Genomic DNA, 22,653 nt, shown 5'->3' with positions numbered 1-22,653 from the left:
AAACCGGGACCGGTTTCAGGAAGGATCATGCGCCGGTTAAAGTGTTGGAGCATCCTCCTTGCGCCAAGAACGCATGCAGCTCCAGCTGACCGCCGCCTAAATTCCTCCGATCGGCGTCAACAAGAGGATGCTAACCCAGGGTCAACCGTTTGTGCAACATCGATATAACAGAGCCGGACGGCGACTTGTCGGAATTTTGGATTGCGGGCATGCTGCTCCTTCGAGGGCCATGGCTTCCTTCCGTATTTTTATTGAAAGGCCGCCTTTCGATGTGTATAAATACACATGACTAGCGCTGAAATCATCCGTCTGTTGGAAGCTGACGGTTGGTTCGAGGTCGCCCGAAAGGGTAGCCATGCGCAATTCAAACACCGCGACAAGCCAGGGCGCGTCACCGTTCCCCATCCAAAGCGCGATATTCCGATAGGCACTTTGCGCAGCATCGAAAAGCAATCTGGACTGAAACTGAGGTGACGGACATGAAGCAGTATATCGGACTTATCCACAAGGATGCCGACAGCGACTTCGGCGTGTCTTTCCCTGATTTCCCAGGCGTGATTACCGCCGGCAAGGATCTGGATGACGCCCGGTCCATGGCTGAAGAGGCGCTTGCCCTCCATATCGAAGGGCTGGTCGAGGATGGCGATGCCATTCCGGAGCCTTCCAGTCTGGAGACAGTGATGACAGACGCCGACAATCGTGACGGCGTTGCAATCCTGGTCGCGGCAAGAACCGGGGCCAGGAAGGCGGTGCGTATCAACGTGACGCTGCCGGACGATGTTCTCCAGCGGATCGATGCCTTTGCCGAAGCCCACGGCTATACGCGATCGGGGTTTCTGGCGAAGGCGGCGGAGAAGGTGATGGCGCTTGAAGCGGCCTAGCCCGGTCACGCCCCAAACATTGCAATCGACATAGCCGGCGTTACTTCACGGTCTGCGAGAGTTTGGCTGCTCCTTTGGCCAGCCGTCTCGTGTCGTACGGGCACCTAAAGCGGTACGGTTTGGGGGGACCACGCACGACAAGGCCTGAATTTTGGAATCCATCTCCGGAGAAATCGCATGAAGCCGCAAATCATCTGCCATATGCTTGCCTCGCTCGACGGCAGCCTTCATCCGAGCCGCTATACCGCCAGCCCCGATGGCAGCCGGGCCGAGTGGTCGGGTCTCTATGAACAGATCCACAACGACCTCGAAGGCGACGCCTGGATCGTCGGCCGCGTCACCATGGCGGAGATGAGCAAAGCCGGCGCGCACCCGCCGGCGCATGGGGGCAAGGTCGACCGGCCGCATCATTTCGCGCGGCGCGACGCGGGCAGCTATGCCGTGGCGCTCGATGCCTCCGGCAAGCTGCACTTCGCCAAACCCGACATCGGCGGCGACCATGTCGTGGTGCTGCTCGGGCGTGATGTCGCCGACAGCCATCTGGCCGAGCTCGCCGCCGACGGCGTGTCCTATATCGTGTCGCAAACGGCCGACATCGATCTCGCCGCGATGCTCGACGTGCTCGGGCGCGAACTCGGCATCCGCCGCCTGCTGCTCGAAGGCGGCGCCGGCATCAACGGCTCCTTCTTCGCGGCAGGGCTTGTCGATGAACTCAGCCTTCTCGTTACCCCCGCGCTCGATGCGCGGGCGGCAAACCAGGGTTTTGTCGAGTTCGGCGAAAGCGGCCTTGCCGGCAAGGTGCAGCTATCGCTCAAAAGCTGCGAACCCCTGGCGCATGGCCTCGTCCATTTGCGCTACGCCGTCAGCCCTGCATGATCCTGAAGCAGGAAACCGTTTTCCGTCTGGTTGCCTGGTGCAAAAGCCTGAATAGGCTGCGTGCTTGCGTTTATGGACTGCATGCCTCCATCGCTTCGTCATGCACGGGCGGAGCAAGGAGCGTAGCGACGCGGCGCAGACCCGAGGATCCATGCCGGGACTCCTGAGCACCGCCACAGTGCAAAGTTCTGCTCCGCTGCACTCTTCGGCCCAGGTCACGGAAGGATCCCAGGCTCTCCGCGACGGAGCGCCGCTCCTGCTGCGCCCAGGGATGACGAAGTTTAGAGGGCTTTGGCTAACCTCGAACGTTGCTAAGCGCCTCAATACCGCATGGCGTCGAGATCGGCGATCAGCGTCGGCCCGGTCGGATGCCAGCCGAGCCGCGCCTGGGTCAGCGCGCTGGAAGCCGGCAGGTCCATGGGAGCGAACATCGCCATCCAGCCGAAATGCTCCGCCGCCTTTTCCGGCGCGATCGAAACCACCGGCAGGTTCAGGCCCCGGCCAAGCGCCTCGGCGATGGCGCGCACCTCGACGCCTTCCTCGCCGACGGCGTGATAGCGTGCGCCCGGCTGCCGCTTTTCCACGGCAAGGCGATAGAGGCGCGCCACGTCGAGGAGATGGCCCGCCGCAAAACGATTGCGGCCTTCACCGACATAGGCCGAGACGCCTTTCTGGCGCGCGATTTCGACGAGCGGCGAGATCAGCCCCTGCTTGACCGTGTCATGGACCTGCGGCAGCCGCATCACCGACACGTTGATGCCCGCCTCCAGCAGGGCATTTCCGGCGAGTTCCGAGGCGACGCGGGGATTGGGATGGCTGGGATTGAAGACGTCCTCGACCGCCAACTCACCATGTCCGGGGGCGCCCATGCCGGTGCCCGACGTGATCACCAGCGGCCGGTCGGAGCCGGCGAGTGCCTGGCCGAGTGCCGCGATCACGCGCCTGTCCTTTTCGCAATTCTCGGCAAACCGCGAAAAATCATGGTCGAACGCGGTGTGGATCACGGCCTCCGCCTTCGCCGCGCCGTCGCGCAGCCCCTCGGGATCCTCGAGGGTTCCGCGATACACCTCCGCGCCCGCGGCGGCCAACGCTTCGGCGCCGGCATCGGAGCGGGTGACGCCGACCACCTGATGGCCGGCCTGGATGAGTTCGGGGACAATCGCCGAACCGATGAAGCCGGTGGCGCCGGTAAGAAAGATATGCATGCAAAATCTCCTGCACAGTTGCCTGCGTAATATCGCTGCCCTATTATTCCATTAAAGTAGTGATCTTATCATGGTATAATGACTACCAGCTTGAAGGCTAACAGGATGCCCAACACTTCCACCGGTTCGCTCGCGGCATTTCTGAAAGACCGGCGCACCCGGCTCGACCCCGCATCGTTCGGCTTCTCCGGGCGCAGGCGCACGCCAGGGCTGCGCCGGGAAGAGGTCGCCCAGCGCGCCAACATCAGCCCGACCTGGTACACATGGCTGGAACAGGGCCGCGGCGGCGCGCCTTCGGCCGACGTGCTGAACCGGATCGCCAAGGGGCTGCTGCTGACCGAGGCCGAGCGCGAACATCTTTTCATGCTCGGGCTGGGGCGCCCGCCGGAGGTCCGCTACGTCGGCGCCGAGGGCGTCAGCCCCCGGCTGCAGCGCCTCATCGACACGCTCGAGGCGAGCCCGGCCCTGATCAAGACGGCGACCTGGGATGTCGTTGCCTGGAACCGCGCCGCGCAGGTCGTGCTCACCGACTACAGCGTCCTGCCCCCCGGTCAGCGCAACATCCTGCGCTTCATGTTCCTGAGCCCCACCGTCCGTGCCAAGCAGCACGATTGGGAAAACCTCGCCCGCTTCGTGGTCGGTGCGTTCCGGGCCGACGCGGCACGCGCCGGCGCGGTGTCGGAGGTCGCCCAGTTGGTGGAGGAGCTTTGCGGCGCCAGCCCGGAGTTCGACGCGCTATGGCGGGAAAACGACGTGCTCAGCCATGGCGACGGAACAAAGCGCCTGAAGCATCCCGAACTCGGAGACATCGAGCTCGAATATTCGGCCTTCGCGGTCGACGGCCGGCCGGATCTGAGCCTGACCGTCTACAACCCGGTGGACAGCAAGGTCGCCGATCGAATTCGCGCGCTGGCCCGGCGCCTCCAAGAGCAAGCGGCGGCCCTGTCGCGATGACGCTGGATCCGTCGCACACCGCCTTCAGGATCTGCAAAGTCGGCCCCCAGTAAAGATTGGCATGCGGGCGGATCGACGGTTCGGCGAAATCGCTGAGCGTCAGCGAGGCGTCTGGCGAAATCGGTCATGGACGCAAGGCCTGCACGGCCCAGTTTGCTCCACAGCCGATTTCCCTCACAGGATGTTTGTCGCCAGCCGGTCCAGCCTGGAGTCTTCGCGGTATATGGCGCGGACAAGCACGGCGGCGGCAATGCCGGTCAGAGCGCCGCCAAGCACATCCGTCGCGTAATGGATGCCCACAAACAGCCGCGAGCAGCAAACCAGCAGCGCCATTGCTCCGAAAACCAACGCGCGCCTCGGAAGCGCCTGCAGGACGAATGCGGCAACGATGGCGAAAGCCGCTGTCGCGTGATCCGAAGGGAACGACCAGTCGATGCTGGCGGGAATGATGAGGTGGGTCACGCCGGCGTCGTAGGGACGCACTCGATGCACGAAGAGCAGGATGATCTGGTTGGCGCCAAGTCCGATCAGGAAGACAGTCCGGCTGCGATCGCGGCATGACCCACATGCGTCCTGTCCGTCCTGCTCCACCATTGCAGCACGACGCAGGCCACCAGAAGCGGAACACCGAATTTCGTCACGGCTATCATGATCTGATCCAGCACCAGGCTTATTCCCGCCGCCGAATTGATCCAATGTGTAATCGTCACGTCCATCAACTCACCCTGTCATCGACGCGCCACGCCAAACGCCAGGAGACCGCATGAACGAGCAGCGTGTCCACCAGATTTTCGAGGTCAGCCTGCTGCTAAAAGGCGCACATGCCCTGGTCGAATGCGTCGGCGGCCTGCTGCTCGCCATCGTCGGCACCAGCACGATCGTGTCGCTGGTGAACAGGCTCACGCAGGAAGAGCTGGTCGACGACCCGCACGATTTCATCGCCGGCCATTTGATGGACGCGGCAAGCCATTTCTCTGTCGGCACGCAGCATTTCTACGCATTCTACCTTCTCAGTCACGGCGTGATCAAGATTGCCCTGGTCGCAGGCCTGTTGTGGGGCAAGCTATGGGCCTATCCGGCATCGCTTGTCGCCTTGCTGGTCTTCATCGTCTACCAGCTCTACCGCTTCAGCTATACTCACTCGGCCGGGTTGATCGTGCTCACCATATTCGACCTGATCGTCATCTGGCTGATCTGGCATGAGTACCGCCTCGTTCTGCGGCACAAGATAGCAAGCCGCTAGCGGTACGGCATTCGCCCACCGGATCAAAGTCCATGGCTGCAATGTTCCCCACTGGAAGGTGTCCTGCGCGGAATGCCGGTAGGTGGATCTGGGAGTTCTGCTGCGACGATCGCGAGGTCAGGATCGGCGAAACCGCAGCCCTTACAGGCCGGCTCGAAGACACTTCCGGGCGACATGCATTAAAGGGCATCGACCCGCGCAAATTCCGATTGCTCAGGCAATCCATCTTGCGTAGCCGGCCCGCCACCAGCCCGGTGGCGGGCCAGGCGCCGTTACTGGATGATCTTGACGATCTTGCGGGTGCCTGGATCCACGATCACGGTATGGTTGTCGACGACGGTGTAGCGATACTTGACGTTGGGAACTTCGTGCAGCTCGACAGTATCGGGCAAAGCCGTGCCGACATTGAGTTCCACGCCGGGAATCTTGATCGAAGCCAGCGGCTGCTTCTTCACATATTCCTTGATCACCGTTTCCTGCTCGGGCTGGATGACGACGTCCTCGGCCGCGGCCGCGCCGACACCTGCGAGCAACAGAACCGCGGCTACGGCGGCAAGATTCTTCTTCATGAATTCCTCCATCTGCAATCCGCACAGCCACAACATTGTCACTGCGCTGCGGATCGAACTCCAGGTAGCATCGAATGTTCCAGGCTTGGGCTTCGGTCCCATCGGCCCAAGACTTAAGTCCCATATAAAAACGCAATAGTCCTGCCGGAACCGTCGCCGGGAACGGCTGCCTTTCGCGCTCGTTGTTCGCTGCGAGGACACGGCGGGTAGTTGCTAAAAGCCGGACAGTAACCGCGAATTTTTTTGCAAATTGGCGCAGCTACGTCCCTTCCTGCGCCAATAGGGTTCGCTCACCGCTTCCATGCGGTGGGCGAACCCTAAATTCCCTGGTTTTGGGCCGAGATGTGAGGAGATTCGGATGTTCGGCGACAAGCAAACCCGCCTTATCGAGGCGGCGCTATTGATGGCGGTCCCGTTATCGGCCTTGATTGCCGTCCTGCTCGTCAGCTTTACCTTAAGCTGGTAGCAGCCCTCGCTACCGGCTGGCCGCCGGTGCGCAGGCTGTGCCCTTATCGTTCGACCCGCAACTCGGACCGAAGTCCGAAGTGCCGGGCGCATTGGTCCTAAACGTTGAACGTAGTCCGCTGGTGCTCGTTGCCGATTGCAGGTGCGTGATTTGGAGGAAAGGCAATGCAGCTTGGTGAGATCATAGCCAACATCTTGGCCATCCTCTTGCTGGTCTGTTTTCTCGCCGGCACGTTCGTTCTTTTCGGAAAGCCATTGTGGCCAGAGCAGCATGTGCGCATGGTCATCATTCCGCCGGTCGACACGATGTCGACAGCCTCGACCGGCCGGAATGACACGCCTGTCCTCCCGGGCACTTTCGACACCAACCTTGCCCATCCAAGGCCGTCCTGACGGGCATCATGGGTGCGCGCGGCAGCGAACGCAGGTGCGCGCAAACAGCCGGAACCAAAATGACCGGCAACGGTTTCCCACTTGAAGGGACCGTAGCCACGGAAACAGCAGTAATGGAACTTCTTCTGACCTTGGAACTGGCCAGGGCTAGGCAGCGACTTAACCGAGCGGAACTCGCCCTCGAACGTGCAAACGCGATGTTGGACGAACACTGTGGCGTTGGTATCAATCTGACGCTTTGTGACAGGATACGATCCGCGCAACAACGTGTCGGCGAGGCGAAGGCTCATCTTGTGAAGCTCGATCACGCCAGCACGGATTCAGTTCGCACCGGTTGAAGCTTGCACGCCACTTGAGAGAGGTGCGCGCCCGGATCCTCGTTCAGGCACTCGCCAGTTCAGCCTCGATCCAAATTCTACTGGCAACCCGGTGCCTGGGAACGCTCATGTCTTGCGCCGCGAACCGGTCGAGCGTTGGCCGCTGAGATGCGGACGCCAGCCATGCACCCGGTCCCGCCCCGCGGCCTTGGCGCCGTAGAGCGCCTCGTCGGCGCGGCTCAGGAGATCGGCGATCTCCATGGCGGCGTCGGCCTCGAAGGTGCTGACACCGATGCTGACGGTGACGATGCCTTTTTCGCTGCCGGCATGCGCAAGAGCGAGGTCGCGCACCTTGCTCCTGAGGTTTTCGGCGATGACGAAGGCCCCCCGCGCGTCGGTCTCGGGCAGGATGAGGCCGAACTCCTCGCCGCCGTAACGGGCGGCGGCGTCCGCCGGCCGGCGGGCTGCGGCCTCGATGCAGCGGCTGACGACGCGCAGGCAGTCATCGCCAGCCGGATGGCCGTAATGGTCGTTGAACCGCTTGAACCAGTCGACGTCGATGATGAGCAGGCTGAGCGGCATCGCGTTGCGGGTGGCGCGGGCGAATTCGCGCGCCAGCGCTTCGTCGAAGGCGCGCCGCGTCAACAGTTCGGTCAGGCCGTCGCGGTGCGCCAGGAGGTTCAGCTTCTCATTGGCGGCCATCAGTTCGGCCTCGATCTGCTTGGCTTCGGTGATGTCGGAAAACACGCTGAGGCTTCCGCCATCGCCGGTCGGCCGGGTGCGCACATCGAGCCAGCGCCCGTCGGCAAGCCGGACCAGGCGGTGGCTGACGAGCTTCTGCGAGGCCATAATGTCGGCGATCCAGTCCTCGACCGCGTCCGGCGGTGTGGTCCCCTCGCCGCGCGCCGCCGCGGCGCGCAGGATGTCACGGTAGTCGGCACCCGGAACTCTTAATTCGGCCGTCTTCGGAAACATGGCGCGATACTGTGCGTTGCACAGCACCAGCACGCCATCCGGGTCGAACATCACCAGGCCGTCGGCCATGTGCGTCAAGGCGTCTCCGAGCCGGACCCGGCTTTCCGCCAGCTCGGTCTCGAGTTGCTTGCGCGCGGTGATGTCGCGATTGTGGGTGATCAGGCCGACGACCGCCCCGGTCCTGTCGCGGAACGGAGCTTTCAAGGTCGCCAGCCAGCCATCGGTGCCGTCCTCGTGGCGAAGGCGCTGTTCGATGGTGGCCGAGGCGCCCGACGCAAGCACGACAAGCTCGTCCTCGCGGAAGCCTTTGGCCGTCTCATGCGGAAAGAAGTCGAAGTCCGTCTTGCCGATCAGTGCCTTGGCATCGGGCGCATGCAGCAATTCGGCCGTTGCCGGGTTGGCCGCGATGAACCGTCCGTCGAGATCCTTGACGTTGAGGCAATCGGGCAGCGTCTCCACCACGGTCTTGTAAATGCGCCGGGACCGCAGCGCTTCGAGGCGACGCCGCTCCTGGTAGAACGTCAGCCCCGACAGCACCACCGAGACAAAGATGAGCAGGGAGGAAGGCAGCGCCACATCAGGCAGAACCATTCGCAGGACATCCCGCGGCAGGACGCTGAGGCCAAGCAGTGACGCCGCCGCCGCGGCCCCGCCAAGGATCATGATGTCGAGTATGGTGGCGTGGCGGCCCTTCAGGGCCAGGTTTCCGGCAACACCGACCAGCATGGCTGCCGCTATTCCCACCGCGCCGGCGAAGGTGCCGATGCCGCCCTCGAATGTCCGGAAGGCGCCGGCCATGACCCCGGCGACGATGCCGGCGACAGGACCGCCGAAGAAGCCGGCAATGGCGATCATCGTCGCCCTGAGATCGGCGAGAACACCAGGCTGCAACTGCATGGGTGTGAGCATCAGGACGATGGCGCCGGCGCCCATCAGCACGCCGAAGGTCGCTGCCTTTACGGCGGCCGGCCAGCGATCCAGCCACACATGCGTGTGGATCCAGACCGAAACGAACATCGCCACGACCGCGAGATTGGCCAGCAATTCGGACCAGGGCGAACCCATTGCGCGCCTTTTTCCCTTCATCGGGCTTTCGCCGTACCGCCTCTTCGATAGACCTCCAATGACAACAAAGTGTTACATCAGGGGATTTGCCCTTTGGTCGAAAAGGGAAACACGGCGGCAGGGTCGAAAAGGCCGACACATGCGGCGGGACGAGATCGGTCAGGTATCACCCCCAGCGCATCCCACCGACAAAATCAATGAACGCCCGCAGCGGCGCCGGCGTCAGGCGGCGGCCGGGATAATAGAGGAACGGGCCTGAAAATTCCTGCCACCAGGGCTCCAGCACCGGCTCCAGCCGGCCGTCGTCGAAATACGGGCGCAGCCAGTCCTCGAACAGCGAGACGATGCCGCCGCCGGCGACCGCCACCTCGAGCGCAAGCGCCATCGCCGTGCCGGTGCTGACCAGCAGCGGTCCAGTCGGTTCGACGCTCACCACCTCGCCATCGCGCTCGAACTCCCAGGGCGGCGTGAAACCGCTGGCGAAGCGGCCGCGCAGGCAGGCATGATCGAGCAGGTCGCGCGGATGGACGGGCCGGCCGCGCCGGTCGAGATAGGTCGTTGCGGCGGCTGTGGCGAAGCGCTGCCGGCGCGGGCCGATCGGCACGGCGATCATGTCCTGCTCCAGCCGCTCGTCATAGCGGATACCGGCGTCGCAGCCACTCGCCAGTATGTCGACGAAACTGTCCTCGGCGGTCACTTCCAGGCGAATTTCGGGATAGGCCGCGAGAAAGGGCGGCAAAAGGCGCGGCAGCACCAGTTTCGCAGCGACGACAGGCACGTTGAGCCGCAGCGTGCCGGCCGGGCGGCCTCGAAAACCGTTGACCACGTCGAGCGCCGCCTCGACCTCGCCGAGCGCGGGGCCGAGCCGCTCGAGCAGCCGCGCACCGGCCTCGGTCGGCGCCACGCTGCGCGTGGTGCGGTTGAGGAGCCGCACGCCCAGCCCGCTCTCCAGCCGCCGCACCGTCTCGCTGAGGCTGGAGGCGCTGACGCCGCCCACCCGGGCGGCCTCGCGGAAGCCGCCGGCGCGCGCCACCGCCATGAATGCCTGGAGGTCGCCCAGATCCGCCATTGTTCGCCTTTCCGCACAGGCCGTACCGATTGCACCATATTATCGTGCAGGCAGGCGTTGTCTATATCTGGCTGATCCAACGGAGATGAGACCATGACAGACATCAGCAAGGCCGGAAGCTTCAGGCTCGGCGACCGCACCGTGAAGCGCCTCGGCTACGGCGCCATGCAACTGGCCGGACCGGGCGTCTTCGGCCCGCCGAAGGACCGTGACGCCGCGCTCGCCGTGCTGCGCGAGGCTGTTGCCAGCGGCGTCGACCACATCGACACATCGGATTTCTACGGCCCGCACGTCACCAACCAGATCATCCGCGAGGCGCTGCATCCCTACCCCGCCAACCTCACCGTCGTCACCAAGATCAGTGCCCGGCGCGGCGCGGATGCATCGTGGATCCCCGCAATGTCACCGCGGGAGCTGACGCAGGCCGTGCACGACAATCTGCGCAATCTCGGGCTGGACGTGCTCGAGGTCGTGAACCTGCGCTCCATGCATGGCATCCACGGACCCGTCGAGGGATCGCTCGAGCCGCAGCTCGACACGCTCGCCGAACTGCAGCGCCGGGGCCTGGTGCGCCATATCGGCCTGAGCAACGTCACCCGCAAACAGATCGCACAGGGACGCGGCATGGTCGACATCGTCTGCGTGCAGAACCAATACAACATCGCGCATCGCCAGGATGACGGGCTGATCGACGAGCTTGCCGCCGACGGCATCGCTTATGTGCCGTTCTTCCCGCTCGGCGGTTTCACGCCGCTGCAGTCGGGCACGCTTGCCGACGTCGCGCAAAAGCTCGGCGCCACCCCCATGCAGGTGGCGCTCGCCTGGCTGTTGCAGCGCTCCCCCAACATCCTGCTGATCCCCGGCACCTCGTCGGTCGGGCATCTCAGGGAGAATCTGGCGGCGGCCGAGCTGACGCTACCGGCCGACGCGATCGAGGTGCTGAACGGGATAGGCGGCGAGGCCAAGGCGGCCTGAGGTTTCCAGCAGAACTCTGCCGGGTAGGAACTTGCTCCCCGGCAGCCGCCCTCACCTTCACGGCCTCGCGGCTGTGGTACCGCACGGACAGGCCGAAATGAACGCGTCCACCGCATCCGACCGCAGCTTTGCTGTCGGGCGGATTTTCGACGCACCCGTCGAGCGCGTGCTCGCCGACACTCATCCATGACCGAAAATGCGTGCCAGCCGTTTCTTCAGCGCCCGCAGGGACAGGCGCCACCTCAGCGAAAATCCCGCGACGCGCCAGCGCACTGTCCGCATGGCGTCGGCATGAACGGCATCGACGCTCATGCTGCCGTCGCCGAGCAGAAGGTTGGGGCCGGAGGCCGGCCGCATGATACCGCGCAACGCCTGGGCATGCATCTGGGCGTAGCGGCTGTAGTCGGCGCCCGCCTCCCACCCGGGCGGTCGCGCCAGGACCGTCGGGTTGCTATTGATCTCGAAGGTCTGGACCTGGCCGTCGACGATGCCGTAGTCGATGCGGCCATAGTCGATGCCGGCCAGCGCAAAGACGCGCTCGATCTGCGCGGCATGCGGATTTTGCGCTACATAGGCGCGGCTCTCGGCCCTGTCCGCCTCGCTGAAGCGGGTGCCGGGAAACTTGATGTACCAGCTTTCATTGATGAAGCAGTGCTGCGGATAGACCGTCGGTCCGACCTTGTAGGCCGAATATTTGCGAAACCGCCCGTCGGCCGATGGCGCTGCGCCATATTCGACGATCATCAGGTCCGGGTCGCTGCGAATACGCGCCGGCAAACTGGCGATGGCCCGCTCCAGGCCATCCGCACTGTCGATCAATCCGGTCAACGGCGGCTCATGCTGGCTCTCCCAGCGCACGAAGATGGGAAAGCGATGGATTGCCTTGCGGTCCTCCAGGCGATGCACGTCGAAATGGTTGAGGCCGGCCGCCTTCAGCCGTTTCAGCAGGTCGAAGCGACGAGGCACGATCGCCGGACTGTTGAGCAGCAACAGGTCGGGATTGAGGGAGCCAATCCGCCTGTGCAGCGAAATAGCCGCCTGCAGCCGCGCGGCGGACAGCCTTTCGAAGTCGGTGAAGATGAAGGTGCCGGGCGCGACGGGCCCAAGCCTAGCCATATGCTCATAGGGAATGATCCGCACCAGGTCGCCTAGTCCATGGTCATAATAGCCAAGCATCACGCCCACCGTGTAAGCGTGTTGGCGGGTGCAGAAATAGTAGATCGGTCCTTGATCGGTGGTCATGGCCGGCTAATGGTTTCCCGGCGCGCTCGACGCATGCCTGGTCTGGCTGGCAAGGTGGGGTTTTTTGAAAAGCGATGCATACCGGGCCCTCCTCCTCGTTCGAGGCAGTCGAGCATCCATGGCAAGGGATTCGAGCCGGTGCCTTCGAGGCCGCCGCCGACACTTATGCCATCCATGATGAAATGCGGCGGCTGGCCCCCGTCTGGCAGGCGCCGTGGGGCGATGTCTATGTCACCGGATACGATCTCGTTTCGAGCAGTCTTGCCAATCGCAGCCTGTCGCACGTGCCGCCGGGTAGCGAGGCGGCGGGGCCGAATTCGGCGACACGCGACTGGCTGATCTACCAGGAAGGCAGGGCCCATGCCGCGTTGCGCCAATCCCTGCAGCAACCCTTTGTCGGCAAGGGTATGGCAGCCCTGCGCCCAGCGGTCGCGCAAGCGGTTGACGAACTCGTCGGCGATGCCGGCCTGTCGGGCCCCGTCGATGTCGTCGCCGCCTTCACGCGCGCCGTCCCCGAACGTGTTATCTGCCGCCTGTTGGGCGTGCCGGGGAAGGACATGCCGCTGATCCGCGCCTGGTCGGTTTCGATCCGCACGATGCTCGACACCGGCTTCGACGACGCCTTTGGCGGCCGCGCCAACCCGGCCGACGAGATGTCCGGCTATTTCGTCGAGCATCTGCGCCATCTGCTCGCCGCCCAGCGCCTGCCGCCGTTGCTGACGGGCATGCCGGCTCTGGTCGACGCGCTGGGGCTGACGGCTGCCGGCCGCAACATCGCCTTCCTGGCCTTTGCCGGCCATGAGACCACGGTGCATCTCATCGGCAACATGCTGTTCCATCTTGCCCACCAGCCCGACCAATGGTCGGCACTGCGGGCCGATCGCCGGCTTGCCGCCAGCGCCGTTGCCGAAACGCTGCGGCTGGAAAGCCCGGTGCAGAAGATCTGCCGCTGGCCGCTCGAGCCCGTGGTTGTTGGCGGCCAGGAGATCGGAAAGGACCGGCTGATGGTGCTGCTGGTCGGCGCCGCCAATCGCGACCCTTCCCAGTTTGCCGATGCATCCCGTTTCAACCTTCGCCGCGCCGGCAAGCAGAACCTCGCCTTTGGCCGGGGCGCGCATGTCTGCATAGGCAGGGCGCTGGCCGAGATGGAAGGCAATGCGATGCTGGAAGCCGCACTCGTCCGCTGGAAAGCCATCGAGCCTGTCGCCTGGCGATGGATGAACAATTCCTCCATCCGTGGCCTGGACGCATTGACGTTGCGCCTGACGGCCTGACCGGGACAGCCCGGTTCCTTCCTCGCCAGACATCACGGCAAATTCCGATTCCAGTTCAGAGGGGTAGCGTGTCATCCTAAACTCCCGCTTCGCCGGCATCGAGGGCCGACAGAAGTGCGTCGTCCGATTGCCTGAGCAGGATTGGCGCCTTCATGCCGGCAATGCTCGCGCCGCCTTTCATGCGGTGGCGCTTCAGCCTGCCATAGAGGTCGTCGACGGTGGTCGCCCGCAACGCGCCCAACTGACCGATGCGGCGTGCATATTCATATTGCGGATTGGCCATCAGTGCGTGCTCGACGGCTGGACCGGGCGGCGCAATTCTCCCTGCGGTTCCCCCGGTTTCGACGAAAAGCCGATAGTGCGGGTGCGGCGCCGCGACCGCGACGAGCAGCGCATAGGTGCGGGGATCGAGCCCTGTATCGGCAAGACAGCGCGCGACGAAGGCTTCCGTGAGTTTTTCGCCGCAGAGATCCGACACCATGCCGGCGCGACCGATGAAGCGCAGGCGCGGCGTATCGCCGGTGAAGCCACAAACCTCGACCATGTCTTGCGTGTCGTAGCGATAGAGCCCCGAGCCCGTGGTGACGATCAGCCGGTAGCAGCCGCCGACCTCCAGCTGCCAGGCAAAACGGCCGGCACCGCTGTCGTCGAGAAATTCGAAGAACCCGCTTTGCGATGCCAGGATGCAGCCGGGACCATCGGCATACGGAAATGACACGGCGGCCTCGGTCGACATCAGTCCTTTCGACTGGATGAAGGTTTGGGGAAATTGCCCCTGCAATTCGGCGGCAAAGCCGCGGCTCGAGGCATCGGTCCAGCAGCTGATCGTGTCGAGCCGAGGCCAGATCGCCGACAGCCCCGCGCCGGATCCTCCAAGAGCTGCCTCCAGAACGGCAATGCGGCGGCTCACCCTGCCCGCCGGCCGCGTAGCGCCAAGCCTGTCCGCGAGTTCCGGCAGCAGGCTCGCCGCATCGCGCTGCATGGCGCGCAGGATCTCCGTCAAATAGGTCGGGCTCCAGACCCAGATCAGGCTCAGCTCATCGGCGGCCAATAGGTGCAGGCAGGTCTGCCTTTGCCAGCTGGCGAAATCGCCGAGCAGCCTGAGCTCCATCGGAACGGCCGAAAGCTCGATGAGGCTGTCGCGCAAGGCGCCGAAATAGGCAAAAGGCACCGGACTGCCGAGCCTGTGGGCGCCGACGCGTTCGTCCGCGCCGCGGCCCACGGGGCTCAGCGCGAAATAGCCGTTTCCTTGCGCCACACCCGGCCGGCGGCGGATCAGGTCCGCCAGCCAGGGATAAAGGCAAGAGGTGAAGGCCCGCAGGCCGCTGTCCGTATAGGGGATATATTTCGAGCCGCCCGAACTGCCGCCGGTCTGCTCCAGGAACCGGACCGGCTCGGCGGTCAGCACATTGCCAGCGCCATCGACTGTGCGCCTGATGTAAGGCAGCAACGCCTCGTAATCGGCGACTGGAACCAGATCGCGAAACGCTTCGGCCGATGTGGCGCTGGCGAAAGCGTGGTCGCGGCCGAATTCCGTCCCGGCATTGGCTTCGATCAGCCCCCGCAACAGCTCGCGCTGCGTCGTCTCCAATTGGCCAAGCAGCGCCTGAAAACCGGCTTCGGCGGCAGCGGTCGCGCCGGCAATCCGTGCCCAGGCCTCAGCGGCCATCGCGCACCCCTTCGGCAAAGCTCGTGGCGCCATAGCGCTTCAAATTGCCGATCTCGAGTTCGGTCAGGCAGGCGAGTTCGACGCCCCGGAAATAGAAAGGATTGGCCTTGAGAAAGAACGCGGCGAAGCGGTTTCGAATCGCTGTGTCCTCTACATCCGCCCATTCTTCCCGCAAATGACCTTGCGACGAACCGAAGTCGATCAGCCCTGTGGAGGGTTCGAAAGAATGGCCATGGCGCGCAACCGCTATCGTGTCACGTATTGTCCGCAGTTGGCTCGAATCCTGGGCATCGACGGCTGGAACGAACTCGCGGAAGAAATTGGGCAGGATACGGAATGTCCTATGGCCGCCTATGATGGAGAACCAGAACAGCCGACCCTCGACCTGGGCCTTGGCAGCGCCGGCCGCGCGGAAAAAACCTTGCAGGAGCACGGGATTGCCCCAAAGCGAGGAATGCAGGACGGTGTCCCCGGAGAAGAGGTAATGTACGGTCTCGGCGCCGATCGCCTGGTGCCGGACGAGATAGGTCGAGAAACCGATGATCTTCCGGCTGCGGCGGACCAGCACGACGGCGTCCTTCTCGGACAGATCGCGCTCGAAAAGGTCGCGATCGATAGCCTCGTAGTAGGTCTCGTAGAGGGCGAACATCTGGTCGCGGTCGGCCGGCGCCAGTTCCGCGACCGGCGTTATTCCTGACTCTATGAAATCCGCTCGGCCCGCACCAAGTCCCAAGTAGTCTGTCCCGCCCTATCACCCCGATCCACGAATATCAGCCATGGCTTGCAAAGTTCAACCCGGTCCTCGACGATTCGTTCCTTGGTCTTGCCGGCAATCCAGCCGCGTGGCTTGCCCGGCTTGCGGTGCCCACCTCACCCATGGCATCTGTCGGCTGGAACGGATCACCGGCAGCAGCATGGCCCCACGACCACCACCGCCCGGCAGGCCGCCACCCGGCAAGCCACGCAGCGCCGGGCCTCCCGGCGTCAGCCTGAGCCGCGCGCTGTCGAAACTCGGCCTGTGTTCGCGCACGCAGGCGCAGGTGCTGATCGCGGATGGCCGCGTGCGCGTCGGCGGCAAGGTGGTGCGCGATGCCTCGCTGCGCGTCGACTTGAACCGCGACCGCATCGTCGTCGATGGCGAAGCGGTCGTTGCCGAGCGCAAGGTCTACGTCATGCTCAACAAGCCGCGCGGGGTCGTCACCACCCGCGACGATCCGCTCGAGCGCGATACCGTCTATGCCTGTCTCGAAGGGCTCGGCTTGCCCTACGTCTCGCCGGTCGGCCGTCTCGACAAGGCGAGCGAAGGCCTGCTGCTGATGACAAACGACACGCAGTTCGCCAACCGCCTGATGGACCCGGCCTCGCATCTGCCCAAGACCTACCACGTGCAGGTCGCCACGGTGCCGGATGAAACGCTGCTGGACCAGCTCCGCGCCGGCGTCACAGTCGACGGCGAGACCCTGGCGGCAAACTCGATCCAACTGCTGCGCAGCGGCGGCCGCACCGCCTGGCTGGAGATCGTGCTCGACGAAGGCAAGAACCGCCACATCCGCCGCCTGCTCGCCGCGTATGGCATCGAGGTCAAGCGCCTTATCCGCATCGCCATCGGCCGGCTGCCGCTCGGCGACCTCGCCAAGGGCACGGCGCGGCATTTGACGGCGCAGGAACTGGCATTGCTGGCGGGCTGAAAAAACGCCCCCGCCCGCCAGACCGAAAGCGGCCTGGCCATTCATGCGGCACTGGCGGTCAGATCGAGTTAATGCATGTCGCCCGGAAGTGTCCTCGGTTCCGGGACAACGACATGCATAAAATCAGAAGTCTACAGCAGGTCGGGCGAATTCTATTCGCCGCGACATGCTGTAGAGCAGTCGATCAGGCCTTGTTGGTGATCCACATGGTTGGCGCGCCTACCACGCCGGCGCTCGCCATCGCCTCTTTCAATTTTGGGTTTTTGATGAAGGCCTGCGCTTCGGCGGCACTGGCGAAATCATGCGTTACGGTGACGTCGTTGGGGTTGTCCGCCGCCTGATAGACAGCCTCTGCCTTCACGCCATTGGCCTTTTGAACCGGGGCGAACCCGTCATAGACTTTGCGCCAGGCCTTGTAGTCGGACACGGTATGTCTCACGAACAGCGTCGTCATCGTACATTCCTCCCAGGCTGTTGTTTATTGGCGCCCAAGAGATCGGCCATGGGCCGTCCAGTTTATCGCCCCAATCATATCCTTGGCAAACCGGCGAACGAATGAGAGTCGCACAGGCCTCCTGACAGAAAGCTGGCAGGAGACCTGGGTTATGGATCGGTCGGGAGCCGGTCGCGGCTTCGAGATCAAGGAGCCAATGCGATGAATTTCGTCTCTGTCCGCATCATAACCTCGGATGTCCAGCGCCTCGTGCGCTTCTACGGTGAGATCACCGGCATGCCGGTGACGGTGTACACCGAAGACTTCGCCGAACTGGCGACGCCGGCCTGCACGCTGGCGATCGGCAGCACGCGCACCTTGATGCTGTTCGGCGGCGACATCGCCCGCCCCGCCGACAACCACACGGCCATCCTCGAATTCCGCGTCGGCGACGTCGATGCCGAATTCGCCCGGCTGTCGGATATCATCAAGGGCACGACCGTGCAGCAGCCGACCACCATGCCCTGGGGCAACCGCTCGTTGCTGTTTCGCGACCCCGACGGCAATCTGGTGAATTTCTTCCAGCCTGTCACCGCCGAGGCGATTCGGAAGTTCGAGAGGTAGGTTTTCGCCAGGACGAAGCAGCCGCGAAGCGGCGTCGCGGAGACCCTGGTATCCATGCCGTGACATCGATCGAGGGGTGCAGCGGAGCAGGATCGGCACCGTTGGCGACGCCTTGAGCTCGCGGCATGGATCCTCGGGTCTGCGCCGCGTCGCTTCGCTCCTTGCTCCGCCCGTGGTTGACGAAGCGATTGATGTCGGCGCTAAGCTGCCAGCCCTACCTCAGATTCCACTTGCGCACGACCGGCTCGCCGAGGCCATGCTCGTAGCCGAGCACGCTGATGCTGGCCGTGTCGAGCACGAACAGCGCGCCGCCTTCCGGCGGCAGCCCGAGCCAGCGGGCGGCGAGCACGCGCAGGAAATGCGCGCTGGAAAAGATCAGTATGTCGGCATTGGCCTTGCGCAGACGGTCGATGATCCTGTCGGCACGGGCGCCGACATCGGCCGCCGTCTCGCCTTGCGGGCAGCCGTCGCGAAACACGTTCCAGCCCGGCCGCTCGGCCAGGATTTCTTTCGTGGCGCGCCCTTCATAAGCGCCGTAATCCCATTCCTGCAGGTCGTCCATCCTGACGCTGCGCTCCCCAAAGCCGGCGAGCACGCTGGTGTTGTAGGCGCGCTGAGAAGGGCTCGACCACACCGCCGAAAACGACAGGCCCTTGAGCCGATCCGCGACGCCGCGCGCGGCCGCCTCGCCGGCCGGCGTTAGCGGCATGTCGGTGCGCCCGGTATGCTGCCCCGAAAGGCTCCATGCCGTCTCGCCATGCCGGACCAGATGAATCTGCGGAAACGCGTTGCTCATGGGGTGCCTTTCGGAGTTGTCGGCACCTTAGAGGACGATTCCGCCAAGGGGAATCCGGCTGGCTAAATCTGCGCGGTGCTTCTTCTCGATAGGTTGGCGCCGCCCCTCATCTGGCTGCCGCCATCTTCTCCCCGTATAGTGACGGGGAGAAGGACGCATTCGTCGATGATTTCGCGAATCTCCAGCGCCGCAGAAAGAGCGCCAAGGTCGCAACTGCCCTTTCTCCCCGTCTCTATACGGGGAGAAATGCCCGGCAGGGCAATGAGGGGCGGCGCCGACGCCAACAATTGACCGCGCGAGAAACCAAGCTCTGGATATCAAGCCACATTTCTGGCCCTGATGCCCGCCGCATTGGCTCAATGAATGAGCGCGGGGGCATAACTATCTCTGTTGGATAGTCATCACCGGAACATGTCCGCCCGCGGACAATCCTCGCACGACAGGTCGGATCATCATGTACAAACATCTGCTCATCGCCACCGACGGCTCTGAACTGGCCGACAAGGGCGTTGCCCATGGCCTCACGCTGGCCAAGGGCATCGGCGCCGCCGTCACCTTCATCACCGTCTCGGAACAATTCCCGATCTTCGCCTGGGGCGGCGCCATGGCCGGCTATGCCGCTGGCGATGAACTGGCCGCCTACCAGGAAGAAGCGCGCCGCTACGGCAAGGAAGTGCTCGACAAATGCAAGGCATCGGCCGAGGCCGCCGGAGTATCCGCCAAACTGATCCATGTCGAGGAGAAAAGACCCGCCGAGGCGATCTTGGAACTGTCGCGGGCGCAGGGTTGCGACCTGATCGTCATGGCCTCGCACGGCCGCCGCGGGCTGGGCAGGCTGCTTCTGGGCAGCCAGACGGCGGAGGTGCTGTCCTACACCGAAATCCCGGTGCTCGTGGTGCGATAGCGGCCGCAACTCGATATCTTCAAAATGGCGCCGTTGGTCAGCGCTGCTTCGCGTGTTCATTCGCCAGGGCATATTCAACCCGTGGCCGCACCACCCGCATTCACACCACCGCCAGCACCTTGCCCGTGTCGTGCTGGCGCACGAAGTCGACGCGTCCGCCGTCCCAGTGGTAGCTGTAGTGGCGGCCCTGGACCGGGACATCGATGACGTCTGGCCAGAAGATGCCGATGCACTCTCCTTCCGCCATGCGCACGCTGTTCCACACCAGCCCGTCGCTGCCGGCGGCCCGCAGCGCCCGCCCTTCCGCCTGCGACGCCGTATAGTCGTCCGGGTCGAGCACGCCGGGCACGGCGTTGACGTCGTCGAGATCGCGGTCGACGCTGCCGATCAGCACGCGAAAATCGGCCGTCCAGCCGGGCGCCTCGTTGGTGGCGCGCATGAAGTTCTGGTGATGGTGGATGGTTTCGGCCAGAGCCACGTCCTCGCTGTCGCCGGCATAATAAATGCCGTAGCTGCCATCCGAGAAGCGGCCGGGTCGTAAGGTCGAGCAATGCACGAAAGGCGCCATGACGAAACTGGCGCCGGGACCCGAAACCCGCCTTGCGGCCGGCACCTTGCCGAGATCACCGAGCTCGAGCCGGATGCGCGGGTTGGTCTTCTCCTCGACGGCGGCCAGCGCATCCCAGTCGCGCGGGTCGGCGATGTCCTCGAAGAGGTCGATCGGCGGATGGATGGAGCGGATGATGCGATAGGTCTGGGGCCGGTGGACGCGGCGCCGGACCGCAAGTCCACTCACCATGCACCACGCTCCGCGTCGAGCCATTCGCGCATCGCCGCGAGATCGGCAATGTCGCCGCGCAGCATCAGGTCGAGCGCCGATTGCCCGCCGAAGGTGGCATTGGGCTTGCGGATCCACGCATAGCCGCGCGCCGGTTCGGTAAAGAGGTAGCGCAGCCCTTTGTGGATGCCCATCAGATGCGCCATGCGGGTGCGCAGGTCGCGGTCGATCCGGCCGATGCCGCCTTCCTTCCAGCGCGCCCAGGTGCGCGCCGAGATGCCGCCAAGCAGCACGCAAGCCTCGAAGTCGGTCAGATTCCACGCCTTGAATAGATTGACCGTGGTCCGCGCGAGCGCACCCGCCTCCTCATCCGAAATGGCGCTGCCAACCGTGGCTGGCGTGGTGACGATGGACTGAAGCTGCATGTTTAGACCTCGCTAATGGCAGATATATGGCATGTATATGCCAATTGGCAAGGATGGAGGCTGAGAGTCAAGCGCAGGGCACCTGCTCCAGAAACAGTTCGAACTCCGTGGGGACCTACAACGCCGAAGTCGGCGCCGCCCCTCATTGTCCTGCCGGACATTTCTCCCCGTATAGTGACGGGGAGAAAGGGGCTGGCGGTAATGTCGGCGCTCTTTCTCTAATGTTGGCGATTGGCGAAATCCGCCGCGGAAGCGTCCTTCTCCCCGTCTCTATACGGGGAGAAGATGCCGGCAGGCAGATGAGGGGCGGCGCCGGCGCCTCTCCAGCTACGCTGCAGCCAAAGAACTACTCAGCCGCCTCATACCCCGCGATGCCCTTGATCTCGAGGAAATCCTCGAGCCCGTATTCGGCGTACTCCCGGCCGTTGCCTGACTGCTTGTAGCCGCCGAAGGGCAGGCCGGCGTCCCATTGGGGATAGTTGATGTAGACATTGCCCGAGCGCATGCGCGCCGCCACGTCGCGCGCCTTCTGCAGGTCCTTGGCCTGGATGTAGGAGGCAAGGCCGTAGACGGTGTCGTTGGCCTGCTCCACCGCCTGTTCGACCGTGTCGTAGGGCAGGATCGCCAGCACCGGCCCAAAGACCTCTTCGCGCGCGATGCGCATGTCGTGGGTGACGTCGGCGAAAACGGTCGGCCTGACATAGTAGCCGCGGTTGAGTTCGGCCGGGCGGCCGGGGCCGCCGGCGACCAGCGTCGCACCCTCGTCGATGCCGCTCTGGATCAGCTCCTGGATCTTGTCGAACTGGACCTGGCTGACGACAGGGCCAAGCTTGGTGTTGGCGCCGTCGGCCGGGCCGACCGTGAACTTTTCAGCCGCGACCTTGGCATATCCGGCGGCCTCGTCGTGGCGGTCGCGCGGCACGAACATGCGGGTCGGCGCGTTGCAGGACTGGCCGCTATTGCTGAAGCAGCCGGCGACGCCCTTGCTGACGGCGGTGGCGAGGTCGACATCCGGAAACAGGATGTTGGCCGATTTGCCGCCAAGCTCCTGGTGCACGCGCTTGACCGTGTCGGCGGCGGCCTTGGCCACCAATATGCCGGCCCGCGTCGAACCGGTAAACGACATCATGTCGATGTCGGGGTGGCTGGACAGCGCCTGGCCGACGCCCGGGCCGTCGCCGTTGACGAGGTTGAACACGCCCTTCGGCACGCCGGCCTCGTCGATGATCTCGGCGAAGATGATGGCGTCGAGCGGAGCGATTTCGGACGGCTTCAGCACCATGGTGCAGCCGGCGGCGAGTGCCGGACCCACCTTGCAGGTGATCTGGTTCAGCGGCCAGTTCCAGGGCGTGATCAGGCCGACGACGCCGATCGGTTCCTTGACCACGAGGTGGTTGCCCTTGACGTGGCGGAATTGGAAATTCTTCAGCGTCTCGGCCATCTTGGTCAGATGTGCGAGGCCAACGCCGACCTGGCTGTCGAGCGCCATCTGGCGCGGCGCGCCCATCTCGCGCGACACGGCGAGCGCCAGGTCCTTGCTGCGCTTCTTGTAGACTTCGATGACGCGGTTGAGGATATCGAGGCGCTCCTCGACCGAGGTGAAGCCATATGAGTCGAAGGCGCGCTTGGCGGCGGCCACCGCCTTGTCGACATCGGCTCTGGAGCCGAGTGAGATCTGCGCGAACACATCCTCGTTCGACGGATCGACGACGTCGAGCGTGTTGGGCACGACAGGATCGACCCATGCGCCGTCGATATAGAACTGCAGATTGTGTGACATGGTTTCTCCTGGGGTGTGCCGCATGGCCGGTCAGGCCGTCATATCGGGCAAGA

Annotated in this window: 24 protein-coding genes; 10 read left to right on the top strand and 14 right to left on the bottom strand. The window is 64.2% G+C overall.

Annotated elements, in window-relative coordinates; genetic code table 11:
- Window positions 1–285 precede the first annotated feature (285 nt).
- The 3 genes from FJ970_RS13320 (at window position 286) to FJ970_RS13310 (ending at window position 1,757) form a co-directional block, all read left to right on the top strand.
- Window positions 286–474 (top strand): type II toxin-antitoxin system HicA family toxin, encoded by a 189-nt coding sequence (locus tag FJ970_RS13320; protein ID WP_140763548.1) that lies wholly within the window; start codon window positions 286–288, stop codon window positions 472–474.
- Window positions 475–479: 5 nt separating this feature from the next.
- Complete coding sequence (locus FJ970_RS13315; protein ID WP_140763551.1) at window positions 480–881, top strand: type II toxin-antitoxin system HicB family antitoxin; 402 nt, start codon at window positions 480–482, stop codon at window positions 879–881.
- A gap of 177 nt (window positions 882–1,058) precedes the next feature.
- On the top strand, window positions 1,059–1,757 hold the full coding sequence (locus tag FJ970_RS13310; RefSeq protein ID WP_140763554.1) for a RibD family protein: 699 nt from the start codon (window positions 1,059–1,061) through the stop codon (window positions 1,755–1,757).
- Between the two features lie 320 nt (window positions 1,758–2,077).
- Here FJ970_RS13310 and FJ970_RS13305 read toward each other — a convergent pair whose 3' ends face one another.
- Window positions 2,078–2,962 (bottom strand): SDR family oxidoreductase, encoded by an 885-nt coding sequence (locus tag FJ970_RS13305; RefSeq protein WP_140763557.1) that lies wholly within the window; start codon window positions 2,960–2,962, stop codon window positions 2,078–2,080.
- A 105-nt stretch (window positions 2,963–3,067) separates the two neighbouring features.
- Here FJ970_RS13305 and FJ970_RS13300 point away from each other — a divergent pair, with 105 nt between their 5' ends.
- On the top strand, window positions 3,068–3,916 hold the full coding sequence (locus tag FJ970_RS13300) for a helix-turn-helix transcriptional regulator (protein ID WP_181178773.1): 849 nt from the start codon (window positions 3,068–3,070) through the stop codon (window positions 3,914–3,916).
- A 174-nt stretch (window positions 3,917–4,090) separates the two neighbouring features.
- On the opposite strand, the gene FJ970_RS13295 is transcribed toward FJ970_RS13300, so the two are convergent.
- Entirely contained in the window at window positions 4,091–4,510 is a 420-nt protein-coding gene (locus tag FJ970_RS13295; RefSeq protein WP_321575741.1) for a phosphatase PAP2 family protein, read from the bottom strand.
- A 169-nt stretch (window positions 4,511–4,679) separates the two neighbouring features.
- Between FJ970_RS13295 and FJ970_RS13290 the strand changes: the two genes are divergently transcribed.
- Entirely contained in the window at window positions 4,680–5,159 is a 480-nt protein-coding gene (locus FJ970_RS13290; protein ID WP_140763563.1) for a DUF2127 domain-containing protein, read from the top strand.
- A gap of 272 nt (window positions 5,160–5,431) precedes the next feature.
- Here FJ970_RS13290 and FJ970_RS13285 read toward each other — a convergent pair whose 3' ends face one another.
- From FJ970_RS13285 to FJ970_RS13270, 4 genes are all read right to left on the bottom strand, one after another.
- Window positions 5,432–5,728, bottom strand: a complete 297-nt coding sequence (locus FJ970_RS13285) for a DUF1236 domain-containing protein (RefSeq protein WP_140763566.1) — start codon at window positions 5,726–5,728, stop codon at window positions 5,432–5,434.
- A gap of 563 nt (window positions 5,729–6,291) precedes the next feature.
- Entirely contained in the window at window positions 6,292–6,876 is a 585-nt protein-coding gene (locus FJ970_RS13280; RefSeq protein WP_181178774.1) for a hypothetical protein, read from the bottom strand.
- 153 nt (window positions 6,877–7,029) lie between these two features.
- Window positions 7,030–8,943, bottom strand: coding sequence for a diguanylate cyclase (locus tag FJ970_RS13275; protein WP_140763572.1), 1,914 nt, complete (start codon window positions 8,941–8,943; stop codon window positions 7,030–7,032).
- A gap of 166 nt (window positions 8,944–9,109) precedes the next feature.
- Window positions 9,110–10,012 (bottom strand): LysR family transcriptional regulator, encoded by a 903-nt coding sequence (locus FJ970_RS13270; RefSeq protein ID WP_140763575.1) that lies wholly within the window; start codon window positions 10,010–10,012, stop codon window positions 9,110–9,112.
- A 93-nt stretch (window positions 10,013–10,105) separates the two neighbouring features.
- Here FJ970_RS13270 and FJ970_RS13265 point away from each other — a divergent pair, with 93 nt between their 5' ends.
- Entirely contained in the window at window positions 10,106–10,987 is an 882-nt protein-coding gene (locus tag FJ970_RS13265) for an aldo/keto reductase family oxidoreductase (protein ID WP_140763578.1), read from the top strand.
- Window positions 10,988–11,167: 180 nt separating this feature from the next.
- Here FJ970_RS13265 and FJ970_RS13260 read toward each other — a convergent pair whose 3' ends face one another.
- The gene (locus FJ970_RS13260) at window positions 11,168–12,229 is read right to left on the bottom strand and encodes a hypothetical protein (RefSeq protein ID WP_140763581.1); all 1,062 of its coding nucleotides are present in this window, start codon (window positions 12,227–12,229) and stop codon (window positions 11,168–11,170) included.
- 74 nt (window positions 12,230–12,303) lie between these two features.
- Here FJ970_RS13260 and FJ970_RS13255 point away from each other — a divergent pair, with 74 nt between their 5' ends.
- Window positions 12,304–13,503, top strand: coding sequence for a cytochrome P450 (locus FJ970_RS13255; RefSeq protein WP_140763584.1), 1,200 nt, complete (start codon window positions 12,304–12,306; stop codon window positions 13,501–13,503).
- Between the two features lie 76 nt (window positions 13,504–13,579).
- Here FJ970_RS13255 and FJ970_RS13250 read toward each other — a convergent pair whose 3' ends face one another.
- The gene (locus FJ970_RS13250; protein WP_181178775.1) at window positions 13,580–15,172 is read right to left on the bottom strand and encodes a GH3 family domain-containing protein; all 1,593 of its coding nucleotides are present in this window, start codon (window positions 15,170–15,172) and stop codon (window positions 13,580–13,582) included.
- Window positions 15,162–15,905 carry a hypothetical protein gene (locus tag FJ970_RS13245; protein ID WP_140763590.1) on the bottom strand — a complete coding sequence of 248 codons (744 nt, stop codon included), beginning with the start codon at window positions 15,903–15,905 and terminating at the stop codon, window positions 15,162–15,164. The genes FJ970_RS13250 and FJ970_RS13245 overlap by 11 nt, the downstream gene beginning before the upstream one ends.
- Window positions 15,906–16,086: 181 nt before the next feature.
- On the opposite strand from FJ970_RS13245, the gene FJ970_RS13240 reads away from it, so the two are divergent.
- Complete coding sequence (locus FJ970_RS13240; RefSeq protein WP_140763593.1) at window positions 16,087–16,860, top strand: pseudouridine synthase; 774 nt, start codon at window positions 16,087–16,089, stop codon at window positions 16,858–16,860.
- A 184-nt stretch (window positions 16,861–17,044) separates the two neighbouring features.
- Here FJ970_RS13240 and FJ970_RS13235 read toward each other — a convergent pair whose 3' ends face one another.
- The gene (locus FJ970_RS13235; RefSeq protein WP_127870192.1) at window positions 17,045–17,314 is read right to left on the bottom strand and encodes a cyclase; all 270 of its coding nucleotides are present in this window, start codon (window positions 17,312–17,314) and stop codon (window positions 17,045–17,047) included.
- Between the two features lie 201 nt (window positions 17,315–17,515).
- Here FJ970_RS13235 and FJ970_RS13230 point away from each other — a divergent pair, with 201 nt between their 5' ends.
- Entirely contained in the window at window positions 17,516–17,917 is a 402-nt protein-coding gene (locus FJ970_RS13230; protein WP_140763596.1) for a VOC family protein, read from the top strand.
- Window positions 17,918–18,131: 214 nt separating this feature from the next.
- Here the strand turns inward: FJ970_RS13230 and FJ970_RS13225 are convergent, their stop codons facing one another.
- Window positions 18,132–18,713, bottom strand: coding sequence for a histidine phosphatase family protein (locus FJ970_RS13225; RefSeq protein ID WP_140763599.1), 582 nt, complete (start codon window positions 18,711–18,713; stop codon window positions 18,132–18,134).
- 454 nt (window positions 18,714–19,167) lie between these two features.
- On the opposite strand from FJ970_RS13225, the gene FJ970_RS13220 reads away from it, so the two are divergent.
- Complete coding sequence (locus FJ970_RS13220; protein ID WP_140763602.1) at window positions 19,168–19,617, top strand: universal stress protein; 450 nt, start codon at window positions 19,168–19,170, stop codon at window positions 19,615–19,617.
- Window positions 19,618–19,717: 100 nt separating this feature from the next.
- On the opposite strand, the gene FJ970_RS13215 is transcribed toward FJ970_RS13220, so the two are convergent.
- The 3 genes from FJ970_RS13215 to FJ970_RS13205 all read right to left on the bottom strand — a co-directional run bounded on the left by FJ970_RS13215 (window position 19,718) and on the right by FJ970_RS13205 (window position 22,600).
- Window positions 19,718–20,416 carry an RES family NAD+ phosphorylase gene (locus FJ970_RS13215; protein WP_140763605.1) on the bottom strand — a complete coding sequence of 233 codons (699 nt, stop codon included), beginning with the start codon at window positions 20,414–20,416 and terminating at the stop codon, window positions 19,718–19,720.
- The gene (locus FJ970_RS13210; RefSeq protein ID WP_140763608.1) at window positions 20,410–20,820 is read right to left on the bottom strand and encodes an MbcA/ParS/Xre antitoxin family protein; all 411 of its coding nucleotides are present in this window, start codon (window positions 20,818–20,820) and stop codon (window positions 20,410–20,412) included. Before FJ970_RS13210 ends, FJ970_RS13215 begins: the two co-directional genes overlap by 7 nt.
- 346 nt (window positions 20,821–21,166) lie before the next feature.
- Window positions 21,167–22,600, bottom strand: a complete 1,434-nt coding sequence (locus FJ970_RS13205; RefSeq protein WP_140763611.1) for an aldehyde dehydrogenase family protein — start codon at window positions 22,598–22,600, stop codon at window positions 21,167–21,169.
- Window positions 22,601–22,653 lie beyond the last annotated feature (53 nt).

The sequence above is a fragment of the Mesorhizobium sp. B2-1-8 genome (assembly GCF_006442545.2).
Lineage (GTDB): Bacteria > Pseudomonadota > Alphaproteobacteria > Rhizobiales > Rhizobiaceae > Mesorhizobium.
Note: the sequence above shows the minus strand (reverse complement) of the source record. Positions and strands in the feature narration are given on the sequence as shown.